This window comes from Pseudomonas saponiphila, from assembly GCF_900105185.1.
Lineage (GTDB): Bacteria > Pseudomonadota > Gammaproteobacteria > Pseudomonadales > Pseudomonadaceae > Aquipseudomonas > Aquipseudomonas saponiphila.
This window is the reverse complement of sequence record NZ_FNTJ01000002.1, coordinates 2,213,912-2,238,132: the sequence shown is the minus strand read 5'-3', so window position 1 is coordinate 2,238,132 and position 24,221 is coordinate 2,213,912. Positions and strand designations below refer to the sequence as shown.

General features: G+C 60.6%; 26 protein-coding genes and 1 pseudogene. All 27 read right to left on the bottom strand.

What is annotated here, in order from left to right:
- Nucleotides 1-3: 3 nt before the first annotated feature.
- Complete coding sequence (fliR, locus tag BLV47_RS32190; protein WP_092320532.1) at nt 4-786, bottom strand: flagellar biosynthetic protein FliR; 783 nt, start codon at nt 784-786, stop codon at nt 4-6.
- A 4-nt stretch (nt 787-790) separates the two neighbouring features.
- Entirely contained in the window at nt 791-1,060 is a 270-nt protein-coding gene (gene fliQ, locus BLV47_RS32185; RefSeq protein ID WP_011059988.1) for a flagellar biosynthesis protein FliQ, read from the bottom strand.
- A 24-nt stretch (nt 1,061-1,084) separates the two neighbouring features.
- On the bottom strand, nt 1,085-1,834 hold the full coding sequence (gene fliP / locus BLV47_RS32180; RefSeq protein ID WP_092320531.1) for a flagellar type III secretion system pore protein FliP: 750 nt from the start codon (nt 1,832-1,834) through the stop codon (nt 1,085-1,087).
- Nucleotides 1,834-2,271, bottom strand: a complete 438-nt coding sequence (gene fliO, locus BLV47_RS32175; protein WP_092320530.1) for a flagellar biosynthetic protein FliO — start codon at nt 2,269-2,271, stop codon at nt 1,834-1,836. Before fliO ends, fliP begins: the two co-directional genes overlap by 1 nt.
- Nucleotides 2,272-2,733, bottom strand: a complete 462-nt coding sequence (gene fliN, locus BLV47_RS32170) for a flagellar motor switch protein FliN (protein ID WP_092320608.1) — start codon at nt 2,731-2,733, stop codon at nt 2,272-2,274.
- A 55-nt stretch (nt 2,734-2,788) separates the two neighbouring features.
- Complete coding sequence (gene fliM / locus BLV47_RS32165; RefSeq protein WP_011059984.1) at nt 2,789-3,757, bottom strand: flagellar motor switch protein FliM; 969 nt, start codon at nt 3,755-3,757, stop codon at nt 2,789-2,791.
- Nucleotides 3,758-3,766: 9 nt separating this feature from the next.
- Entirely contained in the window at nt 3,767-4,267 is a 501-nt protein-coding gene (gene fliL, locus BLV47_RS32160; protein ID WP_092320529.1) for a flagellar basal body-associated protein FliL, read from the bottom strand.
- Between the two features lie 153 nt (nt 4,268-4,420).
- Nucleotides 4,421-5,848, bottom strand: a complete 1,428-nt coding sequence (locus tag BLV47_RS32155; protein WP_092320528.1) for a flagellar hook-length control protein FliK — start codon at nt 5,846-5,848, stop codon at nt 4,421-4,423.
- Nucleotides 5,849-5,943: 95 nt separating this feature from the next.
- Nucleotides 5,944-6,288, bottom strand: coding sequence for an Hpt domain-containing protein (locus BLV47_RS32150; protein ID WP_092320527.1), 345 nt, complete (start codon nt 6,286-6,288; stop codon nt 5,944-5,946).
- A 31-nt stretch (nt 6,289-6,319) separates the two neighbouring features.
- Nucleotides 6,320-8,017, bottom strand: a complete 1,698-nt coding sequence (locus BLV47_RS32145) for an ATP-binding SpoIIE family protein phosphatase (protein ID WP_208605323.1) — start codon at nt 8,015-8,017, stop codon at nt 6,320-6,322.
- 14 nt (nt 8,018-8,031) lie between these two features.
- Nucleotides 8,032-8,337: an STAS domain-containing protein gene (locus tag BLV47_RS32140; protein ID WP_011059979.1), complete on the bottom strand. Its 306-nt coding sequence runs from the start codon at nt 8,335-8,337 to the stop codon at nt 8,032-8,034.
- A gap of 87 nt (nt 8,338-8,424) precedes the next feature.
- Nucleotides 8,425-8,874 carry a flagellar export protein FliJ gene (gene fliJ, locus BLV47_RS32135; RefSeq protein ID WP_016963162.1) on the bottom strand — a complete coding sequence of 150 codons (450 nt, stop codon included), beginning with the start codon at nt 8,872-8,874 and terminating at the stop codon, nt 8,425-8,427.
- 6 nt (nt 8,875-8,880) lie between these two features.
- The gene (gene fliI / locus BLV47_RS32130) at nt 8,881-10,239 is read right to left on the bottom strand and encodes a flagellar protein export ATPase FliI (protein ID WP_092320526.1); all 1,359 of its coding nucleotides are present in this window, start codon (nt 10,237-10,239) and stop codon (nt 8,881-8,883) included.
- On the bottom strand, nt 10,229-11,065 hold the full coding sequence (fliH, locus tag BLV47_RS32125; protein WP_244168986.1) for a flagellar assembly protein FliH: 837 nt from the start codon (nt 11,063-11,065) through the stop codon (nt 10,229-10,231). Before fliH ends, fliI begins: the two co-directional genes overlap by 11 nt.
- A 9-nt stretch (nt 11,066-11,074) precedes the next feature.
- Nucleotides 11,075-12,094 carry a flagellar motor switch protein FliG gene (fliG, locus tag BLV47_RS32120; protein WP_011059975.1) on the bottom strand — a complete coding sequence of 340 codons (1,020 nt, stop codon included), beginning with the start codon at nt 12,092-12,094 and terminating at the stop codon, nt 11,075-11,077.
- On the bottom strand, nt 12,087-13,874 hold the full coding sequence (fliF, locus tag BLV47_RS32115; RefSeq protein WP_092320525.1) for a flagellar basal-body MS-ring/collar protein FliF: 1,788 nt from the start codon (nt 13,872-13,874) through the stop codon (nt 12,087-12,089). Before fliF ends, fliG begins: the two co-directional genes overlap by 8 nt.
- 15 nt (nt 13,875-13,889) lie before the next feature.
- Nucleotides 13,890-14,216 carry a flagellar hook-basal body complex protein FliE gene (fliE, locus tag BLV47_RS32110; protein ID WP_016963157.1) on the bottom strand — a complete coding sequence of 109 codons (327 nt, stop codon included), beginning with the start codon at nt 14,214-14,216 and terminating at the stop codon, nt 13,890-13,892.
- A 129-nt stretch (nt 14,217-14,345) separates the two neighbouring features.
- Nucleotides 14,346-15,752 carry a sigma-54-dependent transcriptional regulator gene (locus BLV47_RS32105; protein WP_092320524.1) on the bottom strand — a complete coding sequence of 469 codons (1,407 nt, stop codon included), beginning with the start codon at nt 15,750-15,752 and terminating at the stop codon, nt 14,346-14,348.
- 5 nt (nt 15,753-15,757) lie between these two features.
- Complete coding sequence (locus BLV47_RS32100) at nt 15,758-16,951, bottom strand: sensor histidine kinase (RefSeq protein WP_167365735.1); 1,194 nt, start codon at nt 16,949-16,951, stop codon at nt 15,758-15,760.
- 128 nt (nt 16,952-17,079) lie between these two features.
- On the bottom strand, nt 17,080-18,555 hold the full coding sequence (locus tag BLV47_RS32095) for a sigma-54 dependent transcriptional regulator (protein ID WP_092320522.1): 1,476 nt from the start codon (nt 18,553-18,555) through the stop codon (nt 17,080-17,082).
- Between the two features lie 173 nt (nt 18,556-18,728).
- Entirely contained in the window at nt 18,729-19,025 is a 297-nt protein-coding gene (gene fliT / locus BLV47_RS32090; protein ID WP_016963150.1) for a flagellar protein FliT, read from the bottom strand.
- Nucleotides 19,026-19,036: 11 nt separating this feature from the next.
- Nucleotides 19,037-19,432 (bottom strand): flagellar export chaperone FliS, encoded by a 396-nt coding sequence (gene fliS, locus BLV47_RS32085; RefSeq protein ID WP_092320521.1) that lies wholly within the window; start codon nt 19,430-19,432, stop codon nt 19,037-19,039.
- Between the two features lie 129 nt (nt 19,433-19,561).
- Nucleotides 19,562-21,019, bottom strand: a complete 1,458-nt coding sequence (gene fliD / locus BLV47_RS32080) for a flagellar filament capping protein FliD (RefSeq protein WP_092320520.1) — start codon at nt 21,017-21,019, stop codon at nt 19,562-19,564.
- Nucleotides 21,020-21,101: 82 nt separating this feature from the next.
- A complete protein-coding gene (locus BLV47_RS32075) occupies nt 21,102-21,473 on the bottom strand; it encodes a flagellar protein FlaG (RefSeq protein ID WP_092320519.1) in 372 nt (123 codons plus the stop codon).
- Nucleotides 21,474-21,546: 73 nt separating this feature from the next.
- Nucleotides 21,547-22,398 carry a flagellin domain-containing protein gene (locus BLV47_RS32070; RefSeq protein ID WP_092320518.1) on the bottom strand — a complete coding sequence of 284 codons (852 nt, stop codon included), beginning with the start codon at nt 22,396-22,398 and terminating at the stop codon, nt 21,547-21,549.
- 242 nt (nt 22,399-22,640) lie between these two features.
- Complete coding sequence (locus tag BLV47_RS32065; RefSeq protein WP_092320517.1) at nt 22,641-22,910, bottom strand: hypothetical protein; 270 nt, start codon at nt 22,908-22,910, stop codon at nt 22,641-22,643.
- A pseudogene (locus BLV47_RS32060) lies at nt 22,907-24,070 on the bottom strand (motility associated factor glycosyltransferase family protein); the annotation flags it as partial. The gene BLV47_RS32065 and the pseudogene BLV47_RS32060, both read right to left, overlap by 4 nt.
- Nucleotides 24,071-24,221: the final 151 nt, after the last annotated feature.

The following is a 24,221-nucleotide window of genomic DNA, read 5'->3' as shown; positions in this document are numbered from 1 at the left end:
GGCTCAGCGCGCCTTTGCCAGTTCGCGTAAAAACTGCAGGGCCTCGGAGGCCAGCGGCTGATACTGATTGAGAATGTCGGCCAGGCTGATCCAGACAATGCCCATGCCCAGCACCAGGGTCAGCGGGAAGCCGATGGAGAAGATGTTCAACTGCGGCGCCGCCCGGGTCATCACGCCAAAGGCGATGTTGACCACCAGCAGGGCCGTGATCGCTGGCAATACCAACAACAACGCCGCCCCCAGCACCCAGCCGAGCTTGCCCGCCAGCTCCCAGTAATGATTGACCATCAGGCCGCCACCGACAGGCAGCGTGGTAAAGCTCTCGGTCAGCACCTCGAACACCACCAGATGGCCGTTCATGGCCAGAAACAGCAGGCTCACCAGCATGGTGAAGAACTGCCCGATCACCGCCACCGACACGCCGTTGGTGGGGTCGACCATGGAGGCGAAGCCCATGCCCATCTGGATCGCCACGATCTGCCCGGCCACCACGAAGGAATGGAAGAACAACTGCAGCGAGAAACCCAGCACCGCGCCGATCAGGATCTGCTCGGCAACCAGCAGCAGGCCGCTCAGGTCCAGGGCATGCACCTCGGGCATGGGCGGCAGGCCCGGGGCAATGACCACGGTAATCGCCAGGGCGAAGTACAGACGCACGCGACGCGGCACCAGGGTGGTACCGAAGATCGGCATCACCATCAGCAGCGCAGTGACCCGGAACAGCGGCAGCATGAAGCTCGCTACCCAGGTACTGATCTGGGTGTCGGTCAACGCCAGCAGGGACATCGGCTCAGCCGATCAGCTGAGGAATACTGCCGTACAACTGACGGATGTATTCCATGAAGGTTTGCACCAGCCAGGGGCCGGCGACGATCAGGGTCACCAGCATCACCAGCAGGCGCGGCAGAAAGCTCAGGGTCTGCTCGTTGATCTGGGTGGCCGCCTGGAACATGGCCACCATCAAGCCCACCAGCAGGCTGGGCACCACCAGCACCGCCACCATCATGGTGGTCAGCCAGAGCGCTTCGCGAAACAGATCTACCGCGACTTCTGGAGTCATTGTCAAGCACCTGCTAACAAGGTTTTAGACACCGCCGAAACTGCCCGCCAAGGTGCCGATGATCAACGCCCAGCCGTCCACCAGGACGAACAGCATGATCTTGAACGGCAGGGAAATGATCAGCGGCGAGAGCATCATCATGCCCATCGCCATCAGCACACTGGCCACCACCAGGTCGATGATCAGGAACGGAATGAAGATCATGAAGCCGATCTGGAACGCGGTCTTGAGCTCGGAGGTGACGAAGGCCGGCACCAGGATGGTCAACGGCGCCTGGTCGGGACTGGCGATATCAGTACGCTTGGACAGGCGCATGAATAGCTCCAGATCACTGCTGCGGGTCTGCGCCAGCATGAAGTCCTTGATCGGCACCTGCGCCTTGGCCACCGCATCCTGGGCGCTGAGTTTTTCCGCCAGGTAGGGCTGCAAGGCGTCCTGGTTCACCCGATCGAATACCGGCGCCATGATGAACATGGTGAGAAACAGCGCCATGCCGGTGAGGATCTGGTTCGACGGGGTCTGCTGCAGGCCCAGGGCCTGACGCAGGATCGAGAAGACGATGATGATCCGGGTGAAGCTGGTCATCAGCATGACGAACGCCGGGATGAAGCTCAGCGCGGTCATGATCAGCAGGATCTGCAGGCTGACCGAGTATTCCTGCTGACCGCTGGCATTGGTGCCCAGGGTGATCGCCGGGATCGACAACGGGTCGGCAGCCAGCGCCAGTGGCGCCGCCAACATCAGTGCCAACGTCAAGATGATGCGCAACGGCATTACTTCTTATCCTTCTGATCCTTGCCCAACAGCTCCATCAGGCGCTGGGCGAACTCGGGCGTCGCCTGCTCGGCACTGGGCACCTGCACCGGCTCTTTGAGTACATGCAGCGGAGTAATGGTGCCCGGGGTCAGGCCCAGCAGGATCTGCTCGTTGCCCACCTGCACCAGCACCAGGCGATCCCGCGGCCCCAGGGCGCGAGAACCGATCAGCTCGATCACCTGGCCCTTGCCCGCAGGGCCGGCCTGCTGCACCCGGCGCAACAGCCAGGCGAGAAAGAAGATCAAACCGATCACCAGCAACAGGCCCAGCACCAACTGGGTCAACTGGCCACTGACGCTGCCTGCCGCGGGCGCCGCAGCCGCGGCACTCGCCACCGGCTCCGCAGCCAGGGCGCTCAGAGGCAAACCGAGCACAACGCCAAGCAGCCTGTTCACTTAGCGCAGCTTCTTGATGCGTTCGCTGGGGCTGATCACGTCGGTCAGGCGGATGCCGAACTTTTCGTTGACCACCACCACCTCGCCGTGAGCGATCAGGGTGCCGTTGACCAGCACGTCCAGCGGCTCGCCGGCCAGGCGGTCAAGCTCGATCACCGAACCCTGGTTGAGCTGCAGCAGGTTGCGGATGTTGATATCGGTGCTGCCCACTTCCATGGAGATCGACACCGGAATGTCGAGAATCACATCCAGGTTGGGGCCGTCCAGACTGACCGGCTCGTGACTCTTGGGCACGCTGCCGAACTCTTCCATCTGCATACGCCCGGAACTTGACGCAGTCCCCGCATCCGCGGCCAGCAGAGCATCGATATCCGCCTGACCGGCATCACCGGTTTCTTCCAGCGCAGCAGCCCATTCGTCGGCCAGTGCCTGGTCGTCCTGGGAGTTAATTTCGTCAGCCATCATGGGTCCTCGACGGGCAAAAATTCATTGAACAGCAAACAGGTTGGAGCGCCGCTCAACGGCGCTCGATCGGCTCGATCACTTGCAGCGCCAGGTTGCCCTTGTGGGAACCCAGCTTGACCTTGAACGACGGTACGCCGTTGGCACGCATGATCATGTCTTCCGGCAGCTCCACCGGAATCACATCGCCCGGCTGCATGTGCAGGATGTCCCGCAGACGCAACTGGCGACGAGCCACGGTGGCGCTCAGCGGCACGGCCACATCCAGCACGTCCTCGCGCAGGGCCTTGCTCCAGCGCTCGTCCTGGTCGTCCAGGTCGGACTGGAAGCCGGCATCGAGCATTTCCCGGATCGGCTCGATCATCGAGTACGGCATGGTCACGTGCAGGTCGCCGCCGCCGCCATCGAGTTCGATATGGAAGGTCGACACCACGATGGCTTCGCTGGGACCGACGATGTTGGCCATGGCCGGGTTCACTTCGGAGTTTATGTACTCGAAGTTGACCGGCATGATCGCCTGCCAGGCTTCCTTCAGATCGACGAAGGCCTGCTCCAGCACCATGCGCACCACCCGCAGCTCGGTCGGGGTGAATTCACGCCCTTCGATCTTGGCGTGGCGGCCGTCGCCACCGAAGAAGTTGTCCACCAGCTTGAACACCAGCTTGGCGTCGAGAATGAACAACGCCGTGCCACGCAGCGGCTTGATCTTCACCAGATTGAGGCTGGTGGGCACGTACAGCGAGTGCACGTACTCACCGAACTTCATGACCTGCACGCCACCTACCGCCACATCGGCGGAACGACGCAGCATGTTGAACATGCTGATCCGGGTGTAGCGGGCGAAACGCTCGTTGATCATTTCCAGGGTCGGCATGCGTCCGCGGACGATGCGATCCTGGCTGGTCAGGTCGTAGCTTTTGACACTGCCGGGTTCGGCAGCGTGTTCGGTCTGTACCAGACCGTCGTCGACGCCATGGAGCAGCGCATCGATCTCATCCTGGGACAGCAGGTCCTGCACGGCCATGTCGTGTTCCTACTGCAGTACGAAGTTAGTAAAGAGCAACTGCTCGACCACCACTTTGCCCACCTCTTTCTGCGCCACTTCCTGGACGCTGGCCGTAGCCTTCTGGCGGAGCATTTCCTGACCGACCGGAGTCGCCAGGGTGTCGAAACTCTGTCCGGAGAAGAGCATCACCAGGTTGTTGCGGATCACCGGCATGTGCACTTTCAGGGCATCCAGATCGGCCTGGTTACGTGCCAGCAGGGTAATGCTCACCTGCATGTAGCGCTGCCGGCCGTTCTGCGTGTAGTTGACGACAAAGGCCGGAGCCATGGGCTCAAAGATCGCCGCCTGCTTGACGTTGCTGGTGGTTTCCGCAACCGGGGCGGGCTTGCTCTGGGAGCTGTGCATGAAGTACCAGGTGGCGCCGACCGACAGGCCGATGGCCAGCAACAACGCCAGGACAATCAAGAGGATAAGCTTGAGTTTGCTTTTCCCTGCGGTGGGTTTCTCTGCTGCTTCGCTCTTCGCCATGCCAATAATCCGTCACTATTCGGGGGTTCACAGTCGCACGGCAAGGCAAGAGCAAGTGTTATGCCAGATTTGTCTGGAATGCGGGGATGAGCTGCGGGGAGGAAGAAGCAAGGGCCATGGCGAGCGGATCGCCATGGCCCCTTTGTCACTCAATCAAGCGTAATAGTCGACCGCGCTGGTACCGATGACCGTCTGCACGGGCGCGGTCACTTCAGCCACGCCATGGGGCAACTCTTCGTCGCCACCGTCCAGGCGCGTGCCACTGGTGCTGGAGCCACTGCGACGAGCCTGCTCCTGCTGGGCCTGCTCCTGCCCCTGCCAGCCGCGGGACTGATCGGATACGTTGACATCCACCTGCCCCAGCCCTTGCTGGTTGAACATGTCGCGCATGCGGTGCATCTGCCCTTCCAGGGCTTCGCGGACGCCGGCATGAGCACTCATGAAGGTCACCTGGGTCTGCTGGTCCGGGATCATGTGCACGCGAATATCCAGGCGCCCCAGCTCCGCAGGCTGCAACTGGATGTCCGCCGACTTGAGGTTGGCACTGGACAGGTACATCACCCGGTTGACCACCTCATCGGTCCAGCCGCTCTGGTGCATGGCCAGGGGCTGGTTGACCGGCACCGCGTTGGCGGTCTTGGGCGTTGCCGCCTGAGTCAGCGCCGCCAGGCGATTGGCGAAATCATCCACCCGGGTATCGCTGGATGCCCCCTTGAGGTCTTTCAGGCCATCGGCAATCAGACCGGTGAAGGCCTTTTCGCCGCCTTGTTCAGTACCGCCTTTGCCGGCCTGCTGCTCCAGCATGCCGACCATGGCGTTGGCAAAGTTCTGCACCGACGCCAACTGGCCCTCGGTATTGGCGCTTGCGGGTGCGGCCTTGGGCTGAGCCTGGCTGGAAGCCGAGACGTGACCACCCTGCTCCATGGCCAGACGCACTGCCGGCATGGAATCCAGAGGATCGGCCTCAGGATCGAACACAGCCTTGGGCGGCTCGGCCGGAGGAGCCACCGCTGGCACTGCCGCGGCCACCACCGCCGGCACTACCACGGGCACTTCAACCTGGGGTTGCGGCGCTACCGGCGGCGGCACTTCGGCGACCTGAGGTTGCGGCTGGATCGCTGGCAACAGACCAGGATCCAGCGGCGCCGGATTTACCGGGGCATCGGCCTGGGTGTTATCGACCGGCTGGCTGTCAGTCGACTTGCTGTCGGCCGGCTTGCTGTCGTCACTGGCAGTGCTGGCAGTTTTGCTGTCGCTGTTCGTCGACTTGTCGGCAGGCAAGGATTTGCCGCTATCGGCAACCACGGGCTGCGACGCGGCAGACTGATTGCTGGCGATATCATTCTTTGGACTATTGTCGGTGCCCTTGTCTCGCACCGGCTTGGGCGAGTTGTCGGCAAAGCTCGGCGACTTGCTCAGCGGCTTGCTCTGGGCCTCCTTGGCATAGAGCTGGGCGAAGCTGGACGCCTTGTCACCAGGCTCGGCAACGCTTGCCAGGGGGCTGGCAGGAGTCGCTTGAGTCTTGGACTTAGCGCTGGCCTGAGCGGTGGCCTGAAGAAGCGTATTAGGGGTAACAGCCATGGGACAGTCTCCGCTGCACGGGGATCGTAGGTACAGTCACGAGACTTGAGTGCAAGGGTCGAGCCAGTTTCCTCAACCGACTGAAAAAATATTGCTCAACAGTGAAAACGCTGCAGTTCCTGCTGGCACAAGCGCCGGACAATGGCGAACTCGCCATCAATCTCTCCGACCAGGCGGGCTATGCCATCAGTGGCGGACTGCCCGGCCCGCAACTCCAGCTCATGGCAGAGTTCCGCCAGGCGGATGGCCCCCATGTTGCTGCTGCTGCCCTTGAGGCTGTGAGCGGTGGCCACCAGTTGCAGCGCGTCCTCGGACTGCTGCAGCAGCCGCACTCGCTCCTCTGAATCGCAGACGAAAGTATCCAGCAGGATGGGGTATTCATCCTCCATGACTTCCTGCAATGCATTGAGTACCGTGTGGTCCAGATGTATCTCAGCCACTTGTTCACTCCTTGATCAAGAACCCTCGGGATTATGCCAGAGCGTCCCAGGAAAACTCCACGCAGACACTGCGCCCATCGTCCGACCACAGAGCCTCGCGGCTCATCTGTCGGATCAGGCTGACGCCGCGCCCCGAAAGCCGTCCGGCATCGTTGGGACGAGCCAGAACGGCCGCCACATCAAAGCCCTCGCCGCTGTCCTCTACCCGCACCACCAGCCGCCCTCCCGCCCCCTGCGGCTGTACCTGCAGGTGCACCCGGACAAAACCTTCCTGCAATTGCTCCAGCCTCGTCGCGCGCTCACGGTAGTAGCGGGTAAAACCCTCGGCATCGCGCTTGAGCCGGGAATCGAGCTTGAGCACTCCATGCTCCAGAGCATTGGAATAGAGCTCGGCCAGAACACTGTAAAGAGCCCCGCTCTGAGAGCGCAGACCGTGTACTTCAAGCAGCAGCTGCAACAGGTATGGCAGCGGATTGAAGCGTTTGAGGGTGGCGGCGCGAAACTCGAAACTCAACGACCAGTCCAGTGGACAGGACTGGCCGCTGTCGGAGTACACCGGAGCCGGCGGCGTCAACCTGGGGAACTCCGGCAACCCGACCTCGACCATGCTCACATCGTCCCGGGCATTGCCGCCAAAGCTCTCCAGGGCCTGCTGGACCTCCTCGAACAGTCGCTCCGGCTGGCGGTTGGCGGCAAACACCCGATGCAGTCGATCCACGCCAAACAGCTCATCCTCGGCATTGCAGGTGTCGATCACCCCGTCGGACAACAGGAACACCCGGTCCCCGGGCACCATGGAGAACACCTCGGTACGATCCTCGAACGCCTCGGCACTCAATATTCCAAGGGGCAGATGCTGCGCCACCAGGGGCGTGCGCGCGTCACTGGCATGGCGATACAGATAGCCCTCGGGCATGCCGCCGTTCCACACCTCCACTGACCGTCGCTGGTAACTCAGGCACAACAGGGTCGCGCAACAGAACATGTCCACCGGCAGGATGCGCTTGAGCTTGGCGTTCATCTCCCGCAGGGTTTCCGGCAAACCGTAGCCCTTGGCGGTCATGCCATAGAACACCTCGGCCAGAGGCATCGCCCCCACGGCCGCGGGCAAACCGTGCCCGGTGAAATCCCCCAACAGCACATGCATGTCCCCCGCCGGGGTATAGGCCGCCAGCAACAGATCGCCATTGAACAGCGCATAAGGCGATTGCAGGTAGCGGATGTTTGGCGCATCCAGGCAGCCGGAATGGGCCACCTTGTCGAACACCGCCTTGGCCACTCGCTGCTCGTTGAGCAGGTAATCGTGGTGACGGGTAATCTGATCGCGCTGCGCCAGCACGGTTTCCTGCAGGCGACGCAATCGGTCCATGGCATTGATCTTGGCGCCAAGGATCACCGGGTTGTAAGGCTTGGCCAGAAAGTCGTCGCCACCAGCCTCCAGGCAACGGGCAAGCGCCTCGCTCTCGCTCAGGGAGGTCAGAAAGATGATCGGCACCAGAGTCTCGCCCGCCAGGGCCTTGATCCGCCGCGCCGCCTCGAAACCGTCCATCACCGGCATCAGCGCATCCATCAGCACGATCTGTGGTCGCCGCTGCTCGAACAGCGCCAGGGCCTCGGCACCATTGCTGGCCGCCAGCACCTGATGCCCCTGGCGCCGGATAATGCTGGACAGCAGCAGACGGTCCGCCGCGCCATCTTCGGCAATCAGCACGCACAGGGGCTCGGCCATCGAGCGCAGCCCGCTCAACTGATGTCGAAAAGCTTGTCGAAATTGGAGATGGCGAGAATCTTGCGCACATCCGAGTTGCTGTTGATCACCCGGACATCGGCATTGTCGCCGCCGGCATGGTCACGCAGCAGTAGCAGCATGCCCAGGGCAGAGCTGTCGAGGTAGGTAGCCTCCTTGAGGTCCACCACGATGGACTCCGGCGTCCGATTGAGCCGCTCGTAAGATTCGCGAAACTCCTGATGACGCCCGAAATCGAAGCGCCCACGGATGGAGATCGTGAGTTTCTGACCGTCCGGGGATATTTCTGTAACGACCGACATGTGACTGCTTCCTTGTCATTGACGACGTTTAGAAGGTTTAGCACCCACCGGGCAGACGAACAACCTGCAGACGAAAAATGAGCGCTATCAGTAGGGATTCTGACGGGGCAGACGCTGGGAAAGTTCATCCAGCAGCTTCTGTTCGCGCTTGTCCTCAAGCGCCCGAGCCTCGTCGATATAGCGCTGCACCAGCTTGCGCAACCCTTCCACCCGGGCATAAGCCTGCTGCCAGGCCTCCCGCGCGCGATCGAGGTTGTTCTGATGCCAGGCCAGGCTTTGCCGCTGCTGGGCCACCGCGGTGTCCAACTGACTGAGAAAGTACTGGTAGTTCATCAGCCAGTGACCGCTGACGCCCAGCTTGCCACGCTCGACCCACTGCTCCTGGTAATCGCCGCGAAAGCGCTCCAGGTCCCCCAGCTTGCTCTCGGCCACGCGCACCTGCCCATGGAAGTATTCCAGGCGCTGGGCAGCGGTACGCTCGGCGCTTTCAGCCATGTCCACCACCGGCGCCAGACGCGCCGCACGGCTATCGGCCATGGCCGGTTAACCGCCCGTCGCCGGAGCGAACAGCATCTCCAGATGGGTTTGGCTGTGGCCCAGGCTGACGTTGTCGTTCAACCCCTGGCGCAGGTAGGCAACCATGGCCGGCTGCAAGGAAATCGCCGTGTCGGTATCGCGATCACCGCCTGCCACATAAGCGCCGACGCTGATCAGATCCCGCGCCTGCTGATAACGCGACCACAGCTGTTTGAAGTACTGGGCCCGCGCCATGTTGTCGGGGCTGATCACCGCCGGCATGACCCGGCTGATGGAGGCTTCGATGTCGATGGCGGGATAATGCCCCTCCTCCGCCAGGCGCCGGGACAGCACGATATGCCCGTCGAGCACGCCTCGGGCCGAGTCGGCGATAGGGTCCTGCTGGTCATCACCCTCGGACAGCACGGTGTAGAAGGCCGTGATCGAACCACCGCCGGCCTCGGCGTTACCGGCCCGCTCCACCAGCTTGGGCAGCTTGGCGAACACCGAAGGCGGATAACCCTTGGTGGCGGGCGGCTCACCAATGGCCAGGGCGATTTCCCGCTGGGCCTGGGCGAAACGAGTCAGGGAATCCATCAGCAACAGGACATTCTTGCCCTTGTCGCGAAAATATTCGGCGATCCGCGTGCAGTACATTGCCGCCCGCAGCCGCATCAGCGGCGCGTCGTCCGCCGGCGAAGCCACCACCACCGAACGCTTGAGGCCTTCTTCGCCCAGGATGTGCTCGATGAACTCCTTGACCTCACGCCCCCGCTCACCGATCAGCCCAACCACGATGATGTCGGCCTCGGTGAAGCGGGTCATCATGCCCAGCAGCACACTCTTGCCCACACCGGTACCGGCGAACAGGCCAAGACGCTGGCCTCGACCCACTGTCAATAAACCGTTGATGCTGCGAATCCCCACATCCAGCGGCTGACTGATGGGATCGCGCTTGAGGGGGTTGATGGTCGGACCATCCATCGGCACCCAGTCTTCGGCGCGCATGGAGCCCTTGCCGTCCAGCGCCCGACCGGCGCCATCCAGCACGCGCCCGAGCATGCTCATGCCCATGGGCAGGCGCCCGGTGTCGGCCTGCGGCACCACGCGGGCACCCGGCGCAATCCCGGCGACGCTGCCCACCGGCATCAGGAACACCTTGCCCCCGGAGAACCCCATGACTTCGGCCTCGACCTGGACCGGATGATAGCTGTCATCGTTGATCACCAGGCAACGAGTGCCCATGGCGGCGCGTAATCCTTCCGCTTCCAGGGTCAGGCCGACCATACGCAGCAGACGCCCTTCCAGGATGGGCTGCCCTGGCAGCTTGACGGCCTCGGCGTAGCCCCCCAGGCGCTTGCCGAAACTGGTGCGTTCAAGGCGCATCAGCAGTTTCCGCAGGCTCGGGGTGCTCGGTGAGCAAAGATTGCTCGGCATCGATGTCCGACAACGACGGCGTCCGTGGACCAAGATCCAGGCTCAGGTCCGCGGCCGCCGGGTGCAGCGATTGCTCGTGCATCTGATCGAACAACTGATCCATGGCCTGGGTGATACGAGTTTCGACGCTGGCATCGATGCGACTGTGCTCGGTTTCGGCCCGGCAGCCGCCAGGCAGCAGTGCCTCATCCTCGACGATGCGCCAGCTCTCCTCGTGCCGCTCGCGCAGGCTCTTGACCTGCTCGAAGTCCTGCGGATTGACGTAGAGACGCACATTGCCGACACCCAGGGGCAGCAGCTTGAGGGCTTCGCGCATGACGTGCTCGATCTGGCTGGAATCCATCGCCAATTCACGCTGGATCACCTCACGGGTGACGTGCTTGACCAGTTCCACCAGGGTTTTCTCGATCTGCGTGTCTTGCTCGGCAATAGGCTCGAACAGGTTGACCATCAGCTGCTCGAGGGCCTGCAACTTGGCAGCCAGAGCAACTTCGGCTTCCTGCCGGACCTTGAGCGTCGTGCTGTGAAAGCCTTCTTTCTCGCCGGTGGCGAAACCTTCGTTGTAGGCTTCCTGACGAATGCTCTCGAGCTCTTCAAGGGTCAGCGGCTGGACTTCCTCCAGCGGCACTTCCTCGATCTCTTCCAGAATCTCTTCAGGCTCGGGCTCGGGCTCGGGCGGCTCGGGATCGAAACTGGGCAGCGCCCAGACGTCAAAACCCTCGACGTCCCGGGCACGAATCAGTTCGCTGTGGGACTCATCACTGCTGGACGACATAAAGCGACCTTAGATCATTTCTTCGCCGCCCTTCCCGCCGAGAACGATCTCTCCGGCTTCGGCCATACGGCGGGCAATGGTGAGGATTTCCTTCTGCGCCGTTTCCACGTCGCTGACGCGAACCGGCCCCTTGGCTTCCAGATCGTCGCGCAGCAGCTCCGCCGCACGCTTGGACATGTTCTTGAAGATCTTCTCCTTGACCCCTTCGTCCGAGCCCTTGAGGGCCAGTACCAGCACGTCGGAAGACACTTCGCGCAACAGCGCCTGAATGCCGCGATCGTCGACATCGGCCAGGTTGTTGAACACGAACATCAGGTCTTCGATCTGACCAGACAGGTCTTCGTCGACTTCGCGGATCGAATCCATCAACTGGCCTTCGATCGAGCTGTCGAGGAAGTTCATGATGTCGGCCGCACGCTTGATACCACCCAAGGTAGTACGGGAAGCGTTGGAGTTGCCGGAGAACTGCTTCTCAAGGATCTGGTTCAGTTCTTTGAGCGCCGCCGGCTGCACGGTATTGAGCGAGGAAACCCGCAAGATGATATCCAGACGCGCCTTGTGGTCGAAGTTGCCCAGCACTTCACCAGCCTGATCCGGATCCAGATAGGCGACGACGATGGCCTGGATCTGCGGGTGCTCGTAACGAATCACGTCCGCAACGGCCCGGGGCTCCATCCACTTCAGGCTGTCCAGGCCGCTGGTGTTGCCACCCAGCAGGATGCGGTCGATCAGGCCGTTGGCCTTGTCTTCGCCCAGGGCCTGGGTGAGCATTTTGCGCACGTAGTCATCGGAGCCCACGCCCAGGCTGGTCTGATCGCCGACGATGTCGACGAACTCGCTCATCACCTGCTCGACCTGCTCGCGGTGCACGTTGCCCATCTGCGCCATGGCCACACCCACACGCTGGACCTCTTTGGGTCCCATGTGGCGCAGCACTTGCGCGGCATCGGTGGAACCCAGGGACAGCAGCAGAATCGCGGCTTTGTCGACCCGGGTCAGTTTGGCGGTAGCGGCTCGGTTATCACTCATCTGCGTTAATCCACTCTTTCACGACCTGAGCCACACGACCCGGGTCTTCAGCCACCAGACTCTTGATTGCGTTCAACTGAGCGTCATAGCCCTCGCTCGGGCTCGGCAGCAGGATGCTTTGCGGACCACCGAGGCTGACGCGATCATTGGCCAGCTCGCCATCCAGGCCGCCCATGCCGCCCAGCTCGACATCACTGCCAAGACCTGCCAATTGCTTGTTCTTGCCGCCGCCAGTGATGTTGTTGAGCACCGGGCGCAGCACGCCGAACACCAGCACCAGGATGAACAGCACGCCCAGGACCTGCTTGACGATGTCCCAGAACCAGGGCTGCGAATAGAACGGAATATCGGCGACCACCTCTCCACGCTCGGCGGAGAACGGCACGTTGATCACACTGACGCTGTCGCCACGGCTGGCATCGAAACCTACCGCGTCCTGCACCAATCGGGTGAACCGCGCCAATTCGTCGGCGCTCCAGGGAGCACGAGTGGTTTCGCCATTGGCCGGGTTGACCTTGACCTGATCGTCCACCACCACCGCTACCGACAGGCGATTGACCCGTCCCTGCTGCTGCTTGGTGTGGCTGATGGAGCGATCGAGCTCGAAGTTCTTGGTGGATTGTTGACGCTTGTCCGCCGGGTACGGTGCCAGCATCGGCTGACCGGTGGCCGGATCCATGACCTGTTGACCATTGGCATCCAGCAGCGGCTGGCCCGGTTGCACCATGCCCGCGGAGGCAGTCGCGCCCCCGGTGGTTTGCGGCGCCGACGCCGATGATGGCGGCTGGTTGCTCAGAGCGCCCGGTACGCCTTGCGGACCATTGCTGCTGGAGCGCTGCTCGTTGACCGACTGCTCGCTGCGCAGCGCCGGCTGATCGGGGTTGAACTGCTCGGAAGTGGACTCCACCGCACTGAAGTCGACATCCGCCGAGACTTCAGCCTTGTAGCGATCGTTGCCCAGCACCGGCTGCAGAATGTTGTGCACCCGCTGGGTCAGCATGCTTTCCAGGCGACGGCTGTAATCGAACTGCTTGCCGGCCATGGTCAATGCGGAGTTTTCCGCCTGATCGGAGAGCAGGTTGCCCTTCTGGTCGACCACAGTGACCTGGGACTTGCTCAGCTCGGGGACGCTGGTGGCCACCAGGTTGATGATGGCCATGACCTGACCTGGCTCCAGAGAGCGACCGGAGTACAGCTCCACCAACACCGATGCGCTGGGCTTGCGCTCGTCGCGCACGAACACCGAGCTTTTCGGAATCGCCAGGTGCACGCGGGCGCCCTTGACGTTGTTCAGGCTGGAGATGGTCCGGGCCAGTTCGCCTTCCAAGCCGCGACGATAGCGAGTCGCCTCCATGAACTGGCTGGTACCCAGGCCCTGGTCCTTATCGAGGATCTCGAAGCCGACGTTACCGTCTCCCGGCGCCACGCCAGCGGCAGCCAGCTTCATGCGAGCTCGGGACAGATCATCGGCCTTGACCAGCAAGGCACCGGAATTGGGCTCGACGGTGTAAGGGATGTCGGCAGAAGCCAGGGTATCCATGACTTGCTTGGCATCCATACCGGCCAGGCTGCCGTACAGCGGCCGGTAATCGGGCTGCTGCGACCACAGCACCACGGCAAAACCGATCGCCACGCTGGCGGCCAGGCCTACCAACAGGCCAACCTGACGCAGCATGGTCATCTGGGACAGGTTTTCCAGGAAGGACAGACCGAACAGCGGCGGTTTACCGTCTATCGGGGTGGCCTTGGCCGGTACGTTATCGGCGACTGCTTCTGCCATGACTCAATCTCGTCCTTAAACCGGCATCTGCATGATGTCTTGATACGCTTGAACCAGCTTGTTGCGCACCTGGGTCAAAGCTTGAAAAGACACACTGGCCTTCTGCGAGGAAATCATCACGTCAGTCAGGTCGACACCGCTTTTGCCAATTTCAAAAGCGCTGGCCAGCTGATTGGAAGCCTGCTGAGTGTCATTGACCTTGTTCACGGCCTGACCAAGCATGTCCGCGAAGCTACTGCCGCCGACTTCTGCCACTGCGGCGGATTTAGGCTGCGACATCGCGTCCATCTGCATGGCCCGCATATCCAGCATCAACCGATTAAATTCAACACCTTGGCTCATGGTCTACTCTCTCTGACGACCCGCAATTTTTTGACACTCACTGTGCGGTTAGTGAGGTCTTAGCAACAAGGGTGCCAGCTCCATGGCCTTGCGCGACAAAAGCCCGTCCGAGGCTTTGCCGATGAACAATCAAGTAGCAAACAGATAGGCATCGACATCCATTCCGGCGTCACGCATCTGCGCCAACTTGTAACGCAGGGTGCGCGGACTGATCCCCAATCGCTCCGCCGCTTCCTTGCGACGCCCGCGCTCGGAACGCAAGGTATCGATGATCATCTGGAATTCCCGGCGCCGCAGATCGTCGCCCAGGCCGCCCGACTCCTGAGGCGCCCCCTCAACGGCGTTGACCACGCCGCGCGGCGCCGACTGACCGGCCACCGACAAAGCCGGCAGTGGCGCGCAGGCGACCGGCCCGGCCAGACAGAAGTCCTCCGGCTGGATCAGCCCCCCTTGCTGCAGGATCAGGGCTCGCTGCATGGCATTGTCCAGCTCGCGAACGTTGCCCGGCCAGGGATAAGCCAGCAGGCAGGCCTGAGCCTCGGCAGAGAGTCTGGCAGCCGCATGCTTCATTTTATTGACGTGCTTGGCCAACAATCGCTCGGCCAGCGGCAGGATATCGGCGGTCCGCTCGCGCAGCGGGCGCCACGCCAGGGGAAATACCGACAGGCGATAGTATAGGTCTTCACGGAAGCGCCCGGCCGCCACCTCCCCCGCCAGATCGCGGTTGGTGGTGGCCACTACTCGGATATCCAGGGTGATCGGCTTGCGGGCGCCAACCCGCTCCACCTCGCGCTCCTGCAAGACCCGCAGCAACTTGGCCTGCAGCCCCAGGGGCATTTCGGAGATTTCATCCAAAAGGATGGTGCCGCCATCGGCCTGCTCGAACTTGCCAGGCTGGGCCGCAATGGCACCGGTAAAGGATCCTTTCTCATGCCCGAACAAGGTGGCTTCAAGCATGTTGTCGGGAATCGCTGCGCAGTTAATGGCAATGAAAGGCTGGCTGGCCCGATGGGAATGCTGATGGATATAGCGCGCCAGCACTTCCTTGCCGGTGCCCGACTCGCCGGAGATCAGCACCGTGGAATCACTGCGAGCCACGCGCGCGGCCAACTCCAGCAACTGGGCACTGGCCGGCTCGAAAGCCACCGGCCCCTCACCGTCACTTGCTCCCAGGCAACCCAAGGCATGACGAGCCACCAGCTCCAGCAACGCCTTGGGCTCGAAGGGCTTGACCAGATAATCGGCAGCTCCCTGGCGCATGGCCTCCACGGCACGCTCGACGGCGCCGTGAGCGGTCATCAGCAACACCGGCAGTTGCGGCTGACGGGCACGCAGCAGCCCCAGCAACTGGTGGCCGTCCATACCCGGCATGTTCACATCACTGACCACCAGACTGAAGGACTCGACGGCTACCGCTTCCAGCGCCTCTTCCGCACTGCCAACCGCCTGGTAGTCATGACCGGCCAGCAGCAGGGTATCCGCCAGGGCTTCGCGCAAAGCACGATCGTCTTCGACCAGTAGAACCTTGATTGCCATTGATTTCACTCCACTCCATGAGCACTGGAGAACAGCGGCAGCGTCACCAGCGCACAAGTACCGCGCCCAGGACGCGAACGCAGGGACAATTCTCCCTGATGAGCACGGGCCACCGCCTTGACCACGGTCAGACCAAGCCCGGTGCCATTGGCCTTGGTGGTGAAAAACGGCTCGCCCAAGCGCTCCAGAACCGCAGCGTCAATTCCGCTGCCACTGTCACTGATGCACAACCTGAGGGTGTCACCCCGGGTATACAGGTGCACTTTGAGTCGCGCCGCACCCGCACTGGCCTGCACGGCGTTTTCGATCAGATTGAGCAAGGCACCAACCAGGGTGTCGCGATTGCACAGCAACTCCCCTTGATGACTGTCGCACTGCCAGCGCACGGCAACGTCCTGGACATGCGTCAGGGCGGCTGCCTGCAACGACTGCAGCAGCGATTTGGGGGACAGTCGATCGGTCAGGGGCAATTCGCCACGGGCGAATACCAGCATGTCGCGCACCTGATGCTCCAGCTCATGCAAGCGCTCCTTGAGCCGCCCGGCGAAACGCTGATGGGTGGCCAGTGGCAGCTCCTGCTCGGTGAGGTGGCTGGCATACAGCAAGGCCGCCGAAAGAGGGGTGCGAATCTGATGCGCCAGGGAGGCGACCATCTTGCCCAGGGAGGACAGGCGCTCGTGACGAGCCAGTTGATCCTGCAGATGACGGGTTTCAGTCAAGTCGTTGAGCAACACCAGTTGCCCCGGCTCGGCATCCAGCGAACGGGTAGCAATCGACAGGCGCCGACCGTCGCGCAGAGAAATTTCATGACCATCGTCCTCGCGGGGTGCAAAGCTGCGGGCGATGATGTTGCGCCAAAGCTCGCCTTCCAGGGGCAAGCCCAAAAGATCACAGGCCGCCGGGTTGGCCTCGCTGACGATCCCCTGGCCATCGATAACGATGACGCCACCCGGCAACAGATCGAGAAGATTCTGCAGACGGTTGGCCAGACGCTCTTTTTCCGCCAGTTCCTGCATGCGCTGGGCGCTGACCACGGCCAGCTCGCCCTTGAGCTCGGTCACCCTGGCCTCGAGCATGCTGTAGGAGTCAGTAAGTTGGCTCGACATCTGGTTGAACAAGGCGAAGGCCTGCTCAAGACCCAGCCGACTCGCCTGCTCTACGGACGACGATGTCCCCGGTGCATCGGGGACAGGAGACATCTGGGCGGCTTGGGGCATCGTGCTCTCTCGCTTGGCTGACCGTCAGTTAAACGGAACGTTGCAAGAGACTTAGCAATACCCGTGCCTAAAAAAAACCACCCAGTTTTCAACGACTTGAAAAACAGGCGTCAATCATCCGCCTGTTCATCACCTTCACGACGGCTCATGCCGTACTTGCGCATCTTCTCCACCAGGGTGGTACGACGGATGCGCAAGCGCTCGGCGGCACGCGCCACGATGCCATTGGCATCGTCCAGGGCTTGCTGGATCAACCCCTGTTCCAGACTACCGAGGTAATCCTTCAGATCCAGGCCTTCCGGCGGCAGCATGGCAGTGGCGGTGAAGTCCGGCGCATGACCATTGATCGCCACTCGCTCTTCCAGGTCGCTACGCAAGCTATCCACCAATTGCTCGTCTTCATCATCGACGTAGCGGAATTTCTTGGGCAGCTCGACCACACCAATCACCCCGTATGGATGCATGATCGCCATGCGCTCCACCAGGTTGGCCAGCTCCCGGACGTTGCCCGGCCAGCCATGCCTGCACAGCGACATGATGGCGGCGGAGTTGAAACGAATCGAACCGCGCTTCTCATGCTCCATGCGCGAAATCAATTCATTCATCAGCAGCGGAATATCTTCCACTCGCTCACGCAGCGGCGCCATCTCGATGGGAAACACATTGAGGCGGTAGTACAGATCCTCACGGAAGGTTCCGACCTCGATCATGCTTTCCAGGTTTTTGTGGGTGGCGGCTATGATTCGCACATCGACACCCTGGGTCTTGTTGCTCCCCACACGCTCGAAGGTCCGCTCCTGCAGCACCCGTAGCAGCTTGACCTGCATCGGCAACGGCATATCGCCAATTTCATCCAGGAACAGAGTGCCGCCATTGGCCAGTTCGAAGCGACCGGCACGGCTGGTAATGGCTCCTGTGAACGCCCCCTTCTCGTGACCAAACAACTCGCTTTCCAGCAACTCGGCCGGGATAGCTCCGCAATTGACCGGAACGAAAGGCGCATCACGGCGCTTGGAGTGATAGTGCAGATTGCGCGCCACCACTTCCTTGCCGGTTCCCGACTCTCCGAGGATCAACACACTGGCGTCGGTATCCGCGACCTGCTGCATCATCTGCCGCACATGCTGGATAGCGCGACTGGTGCCTACCAGGCTGCGAAACAGGTTGGGCTCGCGGTGACGGCCGCGCTCGCGGGCCTGATCGTACATCTCACGATAGACCTGGGCACGGTGCAAGGAATCAAGCAACTTGCTGTAGCTGGGGGGCATTTCCAGAGTGGAAAGCACTCGACGACGCTGGTCTTCTGGCAAGTCGATGGAAGAATTTTCGCCCATTAACAAAACCGGAAGGAACTCATCCCAGGTCGAGAGTGTCTTTAACAGGCCCAGAAGCGCACCAGGAGCATTTACGGTCCCGATGAGGACGCAAATCACTTCACGACTTGACGACAAAGAGCCGACAGCCTGCTGCCAGTCATGGCTACCGCAGGGTAAATTTTCTTCACCGAGAAAATTTAAAATCACCGCCAAGTCGCGGCGGCGTACGCTATCGTCATCGATCAGCAGAATTTTGGTTTCACGCCACATGCAATAGCAACTTCCCTAGTCAACTCAATGCCCAGAATAAGGGGGGCAAGCTAGACGCGCTTGTAGGCATTTTCTGCCTTGTAGACGCCTGAAATCTGAAAACAGCCACTAGTTAAGTCAAAAATGCGTGCACAGTCAAATTTATGGCGCGCAACGTTCGGACTAACTCAACATTAACCGAACAAATGGTAAACCTTTGCCGCGTTTTGTGCTTGGGTGATCTGCGACATCTCGTCGACTATCGCCTGACGCTCGCCGGTTGCCACCTCAAGCAGCTGTCGGTAAACCCCCAACAACTCCTCCAAATTGTCACGCAAAGCGACCTCATCGACCTGAGCCTCGCTGAGCACGTCCTCCATGCACGAACGACAAGCCAGATCCAACTCACCAATGGCTTGCCAATTGCGCTCAGCAAGGGCGTCAACCAAAGCCTCGCGAGTTTCTTCGATACGTTGCAGGACAGCGCTCATGGTGTTCCTCCTCAGAACTGCGGACCCGGTGCAGCGATGGCATCCCAGCCATCCTTGACCGTACGCAGCAGACCGGCAACCTCATCAAGGATCTTCGGATCAGTCTTGATATTGGCTTCAGCCAGACGCGTCATCATGTACGCATAAAGACTGTCCAGGTCAGCCAGAGTGTCCATGGAGTTTTCCAGATCCAGGCCTTCGCGCAAGCCGCCGATAATGCCGATGGCTTTGCTGATGAACACGCCCTTGTTGGCAATATCCTTGCGCTCCATCGCACCCTTGGCCTGCGCGATACGATCCAGGCCACCTTCCATCAACATCTGCACCAGACGATGTGGACTGGCCTCGGAGGTCTGCGCCTGCGCGCCGACTTTCTGATACTGCCGAAGGGCTAACATCGGATTCATGTGATACCTCTTCAAAACTCAAGGGTTCGTATATGCAATGTATCGACGTAACGTCAAAAAACTTTAGGTCAAATGCAAAAGCCCGGAGCGCTTAAAAAACGCTGCCGGGCTTTTGGCACAGGCCGGATATTAGCCTTTTTTCTGTGCGTTCAACGCGTCGAACATCGAGGTGATGTTACTGGCAGTGGCCTTCAACTTGCCCACCAGGGTATCCATGTCGTTGTACTTCTTGGTCAGTACTGCGGTCAGCGTCGCCACTCGACGGTCAAGAGCGTCCTGCTGATCACTGAGCTTCTTCTTGGTCAGGTCCAGGTTCTTGGTTCGAGTCGTCAGAATCCCTTCGGTCGTGCCGACACCTTGAGTGAAAGGCTTGATGGCATCGCTCATCCGATCCAGCAGCCCTGGCTTGGTACCATCACCCGAAAACAGCTTCTGCACCTCACCACCGAGCTTCTTGTCGTTCATGGCCGAGGTGAATTTCTTGTCGTCAAAGTCGAGCGCACCGGTTTTCTGGTTGGTGGTAATCCCCAACTGCGCCAGAACAGTGAGCTTGTCGCCCGCCCCGACTTGTGACAGAGGCTCACGAATGGCTGCCAGAATCGAACGCGGCAATGGGTCGCCCGTCAACTGAGCGGGCACCGTCGGCTTGCCATTGTCGTCCAGAGAAGGCTTGGTCAGCGTACTGATGCCATTGGCCACCGCGTTGTAGGCGTCGACAAACTTCTGAATGGAAGTCTTGAGACCCTCGGTGTTGGTAGCAACAGTCACAGTGATAGGCGCGGTGGTCACTGCCACCAGATTGAGCTTGAGGCCGGAAATAGCCTGCGTGACCGTGTTGCTTTTACTGGTCAGCTGCATGCCATCGACACTGAACGAAGCGTCCTTGGCCAAACCGCCAATGGAGCCTGAAGAGGTTGCGCTGACGGGATTGGTAGTAGAGCCATCAGGCATCACCTTACTGCCGTCGATTTCCAGACCAGCAATGCCGCTGACGGAAATATCAGAGCCCGCCCCGCTCTTATCGGAGCCCACCACCAGCCGCGAACCAAAGGAGTCGGTCACGATGTTTGCACTCAACCCGGAAGTCGACATCTTGGAGTCAGAGTTGATCGCATCACGCACGGACTGCAAGGTCGCGTTCGCACCGATAGTTAACGGATAATTAATGCCATTTTGAGTGATGGTCAGGGTACCACTCGGAATAGCACTGGAAGTGCCCCCGGAGAAAGCCGCACTTGCCACTTTCGACGAGGTTGCAAGGTTCTTCACCTCAACTCTGTACTTACCTGCTACTGCATCGTTACCCGCAGTGGCATCGACGAACTTGCTGTCGCTGGAAGTTGCCGCAAAGCCGGTAAAGGCAGGATTGACCGAGCTTCCGAGCCCAGCAACCCCCAGAGTGCTCTGAAAGGACGACAGCAACGACTGCAAGGTCCCGATACCAGAAATACTGGCGCTATTAGTGCTGGTCGCACGATCGATCTGACCCTGCTTGGCCGCTTTGTCAGCCGCCACGAGCGCCTTGACGATAGCACCCGTATCGAGACCAGAACCCAAACCAGTACCCGGTAGAATTGGACTTGCCATGTGTGTCTCCCTTCATAGTGCCGCCAATCTTTTGACCACTAAAGTGCTCAAAAGAACACAGCAACAAATTTCATGCCAGCTATCAGACCTTGGCGCTGAACAGCAGGCTACTGGCGTCATTCAAGCTATTGGCCAATCTCAGCACTTCTTCGTTGGGGATCTGCCGAACCACCTCTCCCGAATCACTGGCGATCACTTTGACCACAACCTGACCGGAGGGCTCATCGATCGAGAACTCCAGGTTACGCTTGACCGACTGGACGAATTTTTCAATTTCCTGGACGGCCATCTTCAACTTTTCCTGCTCGGCCCGAGCGTCTTTCTTACTGTCCTGACTGGCGGTTTCGACCACAGCCGGGACCACCTCTCGAGGCTTCTCGACTGGCTTGTCAGTGACTGGCGTCACCGGCTTGGCCGCTGGATAAGACAAGTTCAGCTTCACGCTCATATCCATGTCCATCACCTCTTAAAGTAAAAAAGCGAGAGAGCACGACCAGCGCACTCCCCCGCCAAAGCTTAGCCAGCTATTACTGAAGCAGTTTCAGTACAGCGGATGGCAGTTGGTTGGCCTGGGCCAGAACTGCGGTCGAAGCTTGTTGCAGAGTCTGCTGCTTGGTCAGCTGGGCAGTTTCAGCAGCGAAGTCGGTATCTTGTACGCGACCCAGTGCAGCACTGGCGTTTTCGTTGATGTTCTGCAGGTTGGAGATGGTGCTGGTCAGACGGTTCTGTGCAGCACCGAGGTCGGCACGGCTGGAGTTGATGGTCTGCAGCGCTTTGTCGATCGCGTTGATCGCGGCGCTGGTGTTGGTTTCAGCCTGGCCGCTGGAGTTGGCGCTGATGGAGATGGCGCCCGAATCCACGCTCAGGGTCGCAGCGTCGAAGCCGCTGGCCAGGGTGATAGTGATCTGGTTGGTAGCACCGGTGTTGGAACCGACCTGGAAGGTCATGGTGCCAGCGGTACCGTCGATCAGGTTCTTGCCGTTCAGGTTGGTCGACTTGGCAATACGAGTCAGCTCAGCGGACATCTGAGAGAATTCTTTGTCCAGAGCGGTACGGTCTGCAGTGCCGTTGGAGTCGTTTCGCGACTGAACAGCCAGTTCACGCATACGCTGCAGGATGTTGGTGGATTCTTGCATCGCGCCTTCAGCGGTCTGGGCGATGGAGATACCGTCGTTGGCGTTTTTGATCGCCATGGTCTGACCACGGATCTGCGAAGTCATACGGGTAGCGATCTGCAGGCCGGCGGCGTCGTCTTTTGCGCTGTTGATTTTCAGGCCGGAAGACAGGCGAGTCATCGAAGTCGACAGAGAGTCGGAAGCGCGGTTCAGGTTTTTCTGAACGTTCAACGACGTGACGTTAGTGTTTACTGTTAAAGCCATGACGAATTCCTCGTTGGTTGGGTACTGCGGCTTCCGGCCCTGGCAACCGCCGGGTAATGGCCTAGAGAACCTTCGTAATAGTTATCGTCGGCAATGCAAGTTGCTTTAGGGCTTTTTCAAAAATATTTGCCATCACCCTGCCACCCCTTGGAAAACAAGGGGTTAAGCCCCTCGACAAGCGAAAAAATGACGCCAGAAAACCCGCGAAAAAATCAACTTTGAGCTCGCAGATGGGGTCCCCCTCAATCGTCGAGCCCAACCTGCAGCCAATCCAACATTTCATATTCGAGATAATCAGCCAGCCCCAACCAGTTCTGCCTTTCCTGGCAGGCCAGCATCAGGCCCAGCAGCCGGGCCCAGTCCTGCTGAACAGCAACCGGCGCACTATCCACCCACAACTGTATGGGCTCGAACAACTCCACCATGCCCCCTACAGCTTCTACGTCCCGGCCCAGCCGGAACAGATCGGCAACTTCCCGGGCACGTTCAAACACAGGCTCAAGTCTCTTCATTGAACAAAGTCCCCATGGAAGGTGGTGCCCAGAATCATCGCGCCACTGCGACTGGTATTGAAGAACGCCACTTCGGGCCGACTCGCGATGTAACGCTCCAACTCGCACAGATAGCTGCGAAAGTTGAGCTGGGTCTTGACCCGCTGCCCATGGCCGTCCAGCACCCAATGCCGGGCCACGTCGGCCTGAGGCCCGAGCTCACCGTCCTGCCACCCGGCGTGAGTACGATTCTGAGGAAACGCGAAATCCGCGCCAAACAGAGTGATTCGCCTACCTCCCATCTTCACCGCCAGATCCACGGCCGGATGGATCACGCTCCCCCCGGCATGCAACTGCGCTCGCGGCAGCCGCTGGCGCAACGCCTGGAACACCGGGCTGGAGGAATAGCCCACATACCGCGGCCCCTGCCAACCTTCAACAACCAACGGGTCCGCCAGGGGCATATAGACCAGGACGACGCCCTCACTGCCCAGGCCCGGCAGGTGCCGCGTGGAGATTCGCTGATCGATACTGACCACCAGGTCCACCCGGATACCTTGCTTGAGCAGCGGCTGATAGGCCGTGTCCACACAGATCAACAACGGCCGCTCGGGTTGTCCGGCCACGGCCCGCAATGCCGGATAATGCTGTTCCAGACTTGGCCCCGTGGCGATCACGAACACCTCGCGCCCTGGGTGAAGATCGAACAGCTCGGCAACATCTCGATCCGCCCGAACCCAGGGCTCGATGGCAACCAGGCGCGCGGCGATATCCGGCGTATCGGCCGAGAACAGACGATTGTTGAAAGACAGATGGGTTTCGCTGATCAGCCGATCACGAATCTTCGCGTTGTAGTCATCGGCCAGCACCAACTCGGCCGGCAGGGCAAAGAACGGCAGTTGAATCTCCGGCAGATCGCCGGCATAGAGCAACTCGACCCGCGGATCGGTCAGCCAGTCCTGCTGATCAAGCAGTTGCAGCACCAGCCTGAACAGCGCGCCATTGAGGATGTGCACGTACAGGCGCGTCAGCCCCGGCCGCTGGAGCAACGCCAGTTGCAGATCTCCCAAGCCACAGCCGTAAAGATGCAGGACCGGCGCCTCTGGCAGACTGGCGGCCTGGGTGTGCGCCTCACGGGTACGATCATGACGACTGGTGAGCTGAATACCCTCAATGCTCAGGTGCGGATTTCGGAGCACCGTGACCGGCCGTTTCGGTTGATCGTGACCGGTCATTTCGCTAACGCGTGACCGCTCATTTCGGTAGCAACGTGACCGATTTTCCGCCTGTTCCGAAACAGGTGGTCACGGCTTACCGAAATCGCCGGTCACG

Bases quoted from the DNA above. Each gene is read 5' to 3' on its own strand.
- fliR (WP_092320532.1), bottom strand. From the start codon at position 786: ATGTCCCTGCTGGCGTTGACCGACACCCAGATCAGTACCTGGGTAGCG.
- fliQ (WP_011059988.1), bottom strand. From the start codon at position 1,060: ATGACTCCAGAAGTCGCGGTAGATCTGTTTCGCGAAGCGCTCTGGCTG.
- fliP (WP_092320531.1), bottom strand. From the start codon at position 1,834: ATGCCGTTGCGCATCATCTTGACGTTGGCACTGATGTTGGCGGCGCCA.
- fliN (WP_092320608.1), bottom strand. From the start codon at position 2,733: ATGGCTGACGAAATTAACTCCCAGGACGACCAGGCACTGGCCGACGAA.
- fliM (WP_011059984.1), bottom strand. From the start codon at position 3,757: ATGGCCGTGCAGGACCTGCTGTCCCAGGATGAGATCGATGCGCTGCTC.
- fliL (WP_092320529.1), bottom strand. From the start codon at position 4,267: ATGGCGAAGAGCGAAGCAGCAGAGAAACCCACCGCAGGGAAAAGCAAA.
- BLV47_RS32155 (WP_092320528.1), bottom strand. From the start codon at position 5,848: ATGGCTGTTACCCCTAATACGCTTCTTCAGGCCACCGCTCAGGCCAGC.
- BLV47_RS32145 (WP_208605323.1), bottom strand. From the start codon at position 8,017: ATGGCCGAGCCCCTGTGCGTGCTGATTGCCGAAGATGGCGCGGCGGAC.
- BLV47_RS32140 (WP_011059979.1), bottom strand. From the start codon at position 8,337: ATGTCGGTCGTTACAGAAATATCCCCGGACGGTCAGAAACTCACGATC.
- fliJ (WP_016963162.1), bottom strand. From the start codon at position 8,874: ATGGCCGATAGCCGTGCGGCGCGTCTGGCGCCGGTGGTGGACATGGCT.
- fliI (WP_092320526.1), bottom strand. From the start codon at position 10,239: ATGCGCCTTGAACGCACCAGTTTCGGCAAGCGCCTGGGGGGCTACGCC.
- fliH (WP_244168986.1), bottom strand. From the start codon at position 11,065: ATGTCGTCCAGCAGTGATGAGTCCCACAGCGAACTGATTCGTGCCCGG.
- fliG (WP_011059975.1), bottom strand. From the start codon at position 12,094: ATGAGTGATAACCGAGCCGCTACCGCCAAACTGACCCGGGTCGACAAA.
- fliF (WP_092320525.1), bottom strand. From the start codon at position 13,874: ATGGCAGAAGCAGTCGCCGATAACGTACCGGCCAAGGCCACCCCGATA.
- fliE (WP_016963157.1), bottom strand. From the start codon at position 14,216: ATGAGCCAAGGTGTTGAATTTAATCGGTTGATGCTGGATATGCGGGCC.
- BLV47_RS32105 (WP_092320524.1), bottom strand. From the start codon at position 15,752: ATGGCAATCAAGGTTCTACTGGTCGAAGACGATCGTGCTTTGCGCGAA.
- BLV47_RS32100 (WP_167365735.1), bottom strand. From the start codon at position 16,951: ATGTCTCCTGTCCCCGATGCACCGGGGACATCGTCGTCCGTAGAGCAG.
- BLV47_RS32095 (WP_092320522.1), bottom strand. From the start codon at position 18,555: ATGTGGCGTGAAACCAAAATTCTGCTGATCGATGACGATAGCGTACGC.
- fliT (WP_016963150.1), bottom strand. From the start codon at position 19,025: ATGAGCGCTGTCCTGCAACGTATCGAAGAAACTCGCGAGGCTTTGGTT.
- fliS (WP_092320521.1), bottom strand. From the start codon at position 19,432: ATGAATCCGATGTTAGCCCTTCGGCAGTATCAGAAAGTCGGCGCGCAG.
- fliD (WP_092320520.1), bottom strand. From the start codon at position 21,019: ATGGCAAGTCCAATTCTACCGGGTACTGGTTTGGGTTCTGGTCTCGAT.
- BLV47_RS32075 (WP_092320519.1), bottom strand. From the start codon at position 21,473: ATGGATATGAGCGTGAAGCTGAACTTGTCTTATCCAGCGGCCAAGCCG.
- BLV47_RS32070 (WP_092320518.1), bottom strand. From the start codon at position 22,398: ATGGCTTTAACAGTAAACACTAACGTCACGTCGTTGAACGTTCAGAAA.
- BLV47_RS32065 (WP_092320517.1), bottom strand. From the start codon at position 22,910: ATGAAGAGACTTGAGCCTGTGTTTGAACGTGCCCGGGAAGTTGCCGAT.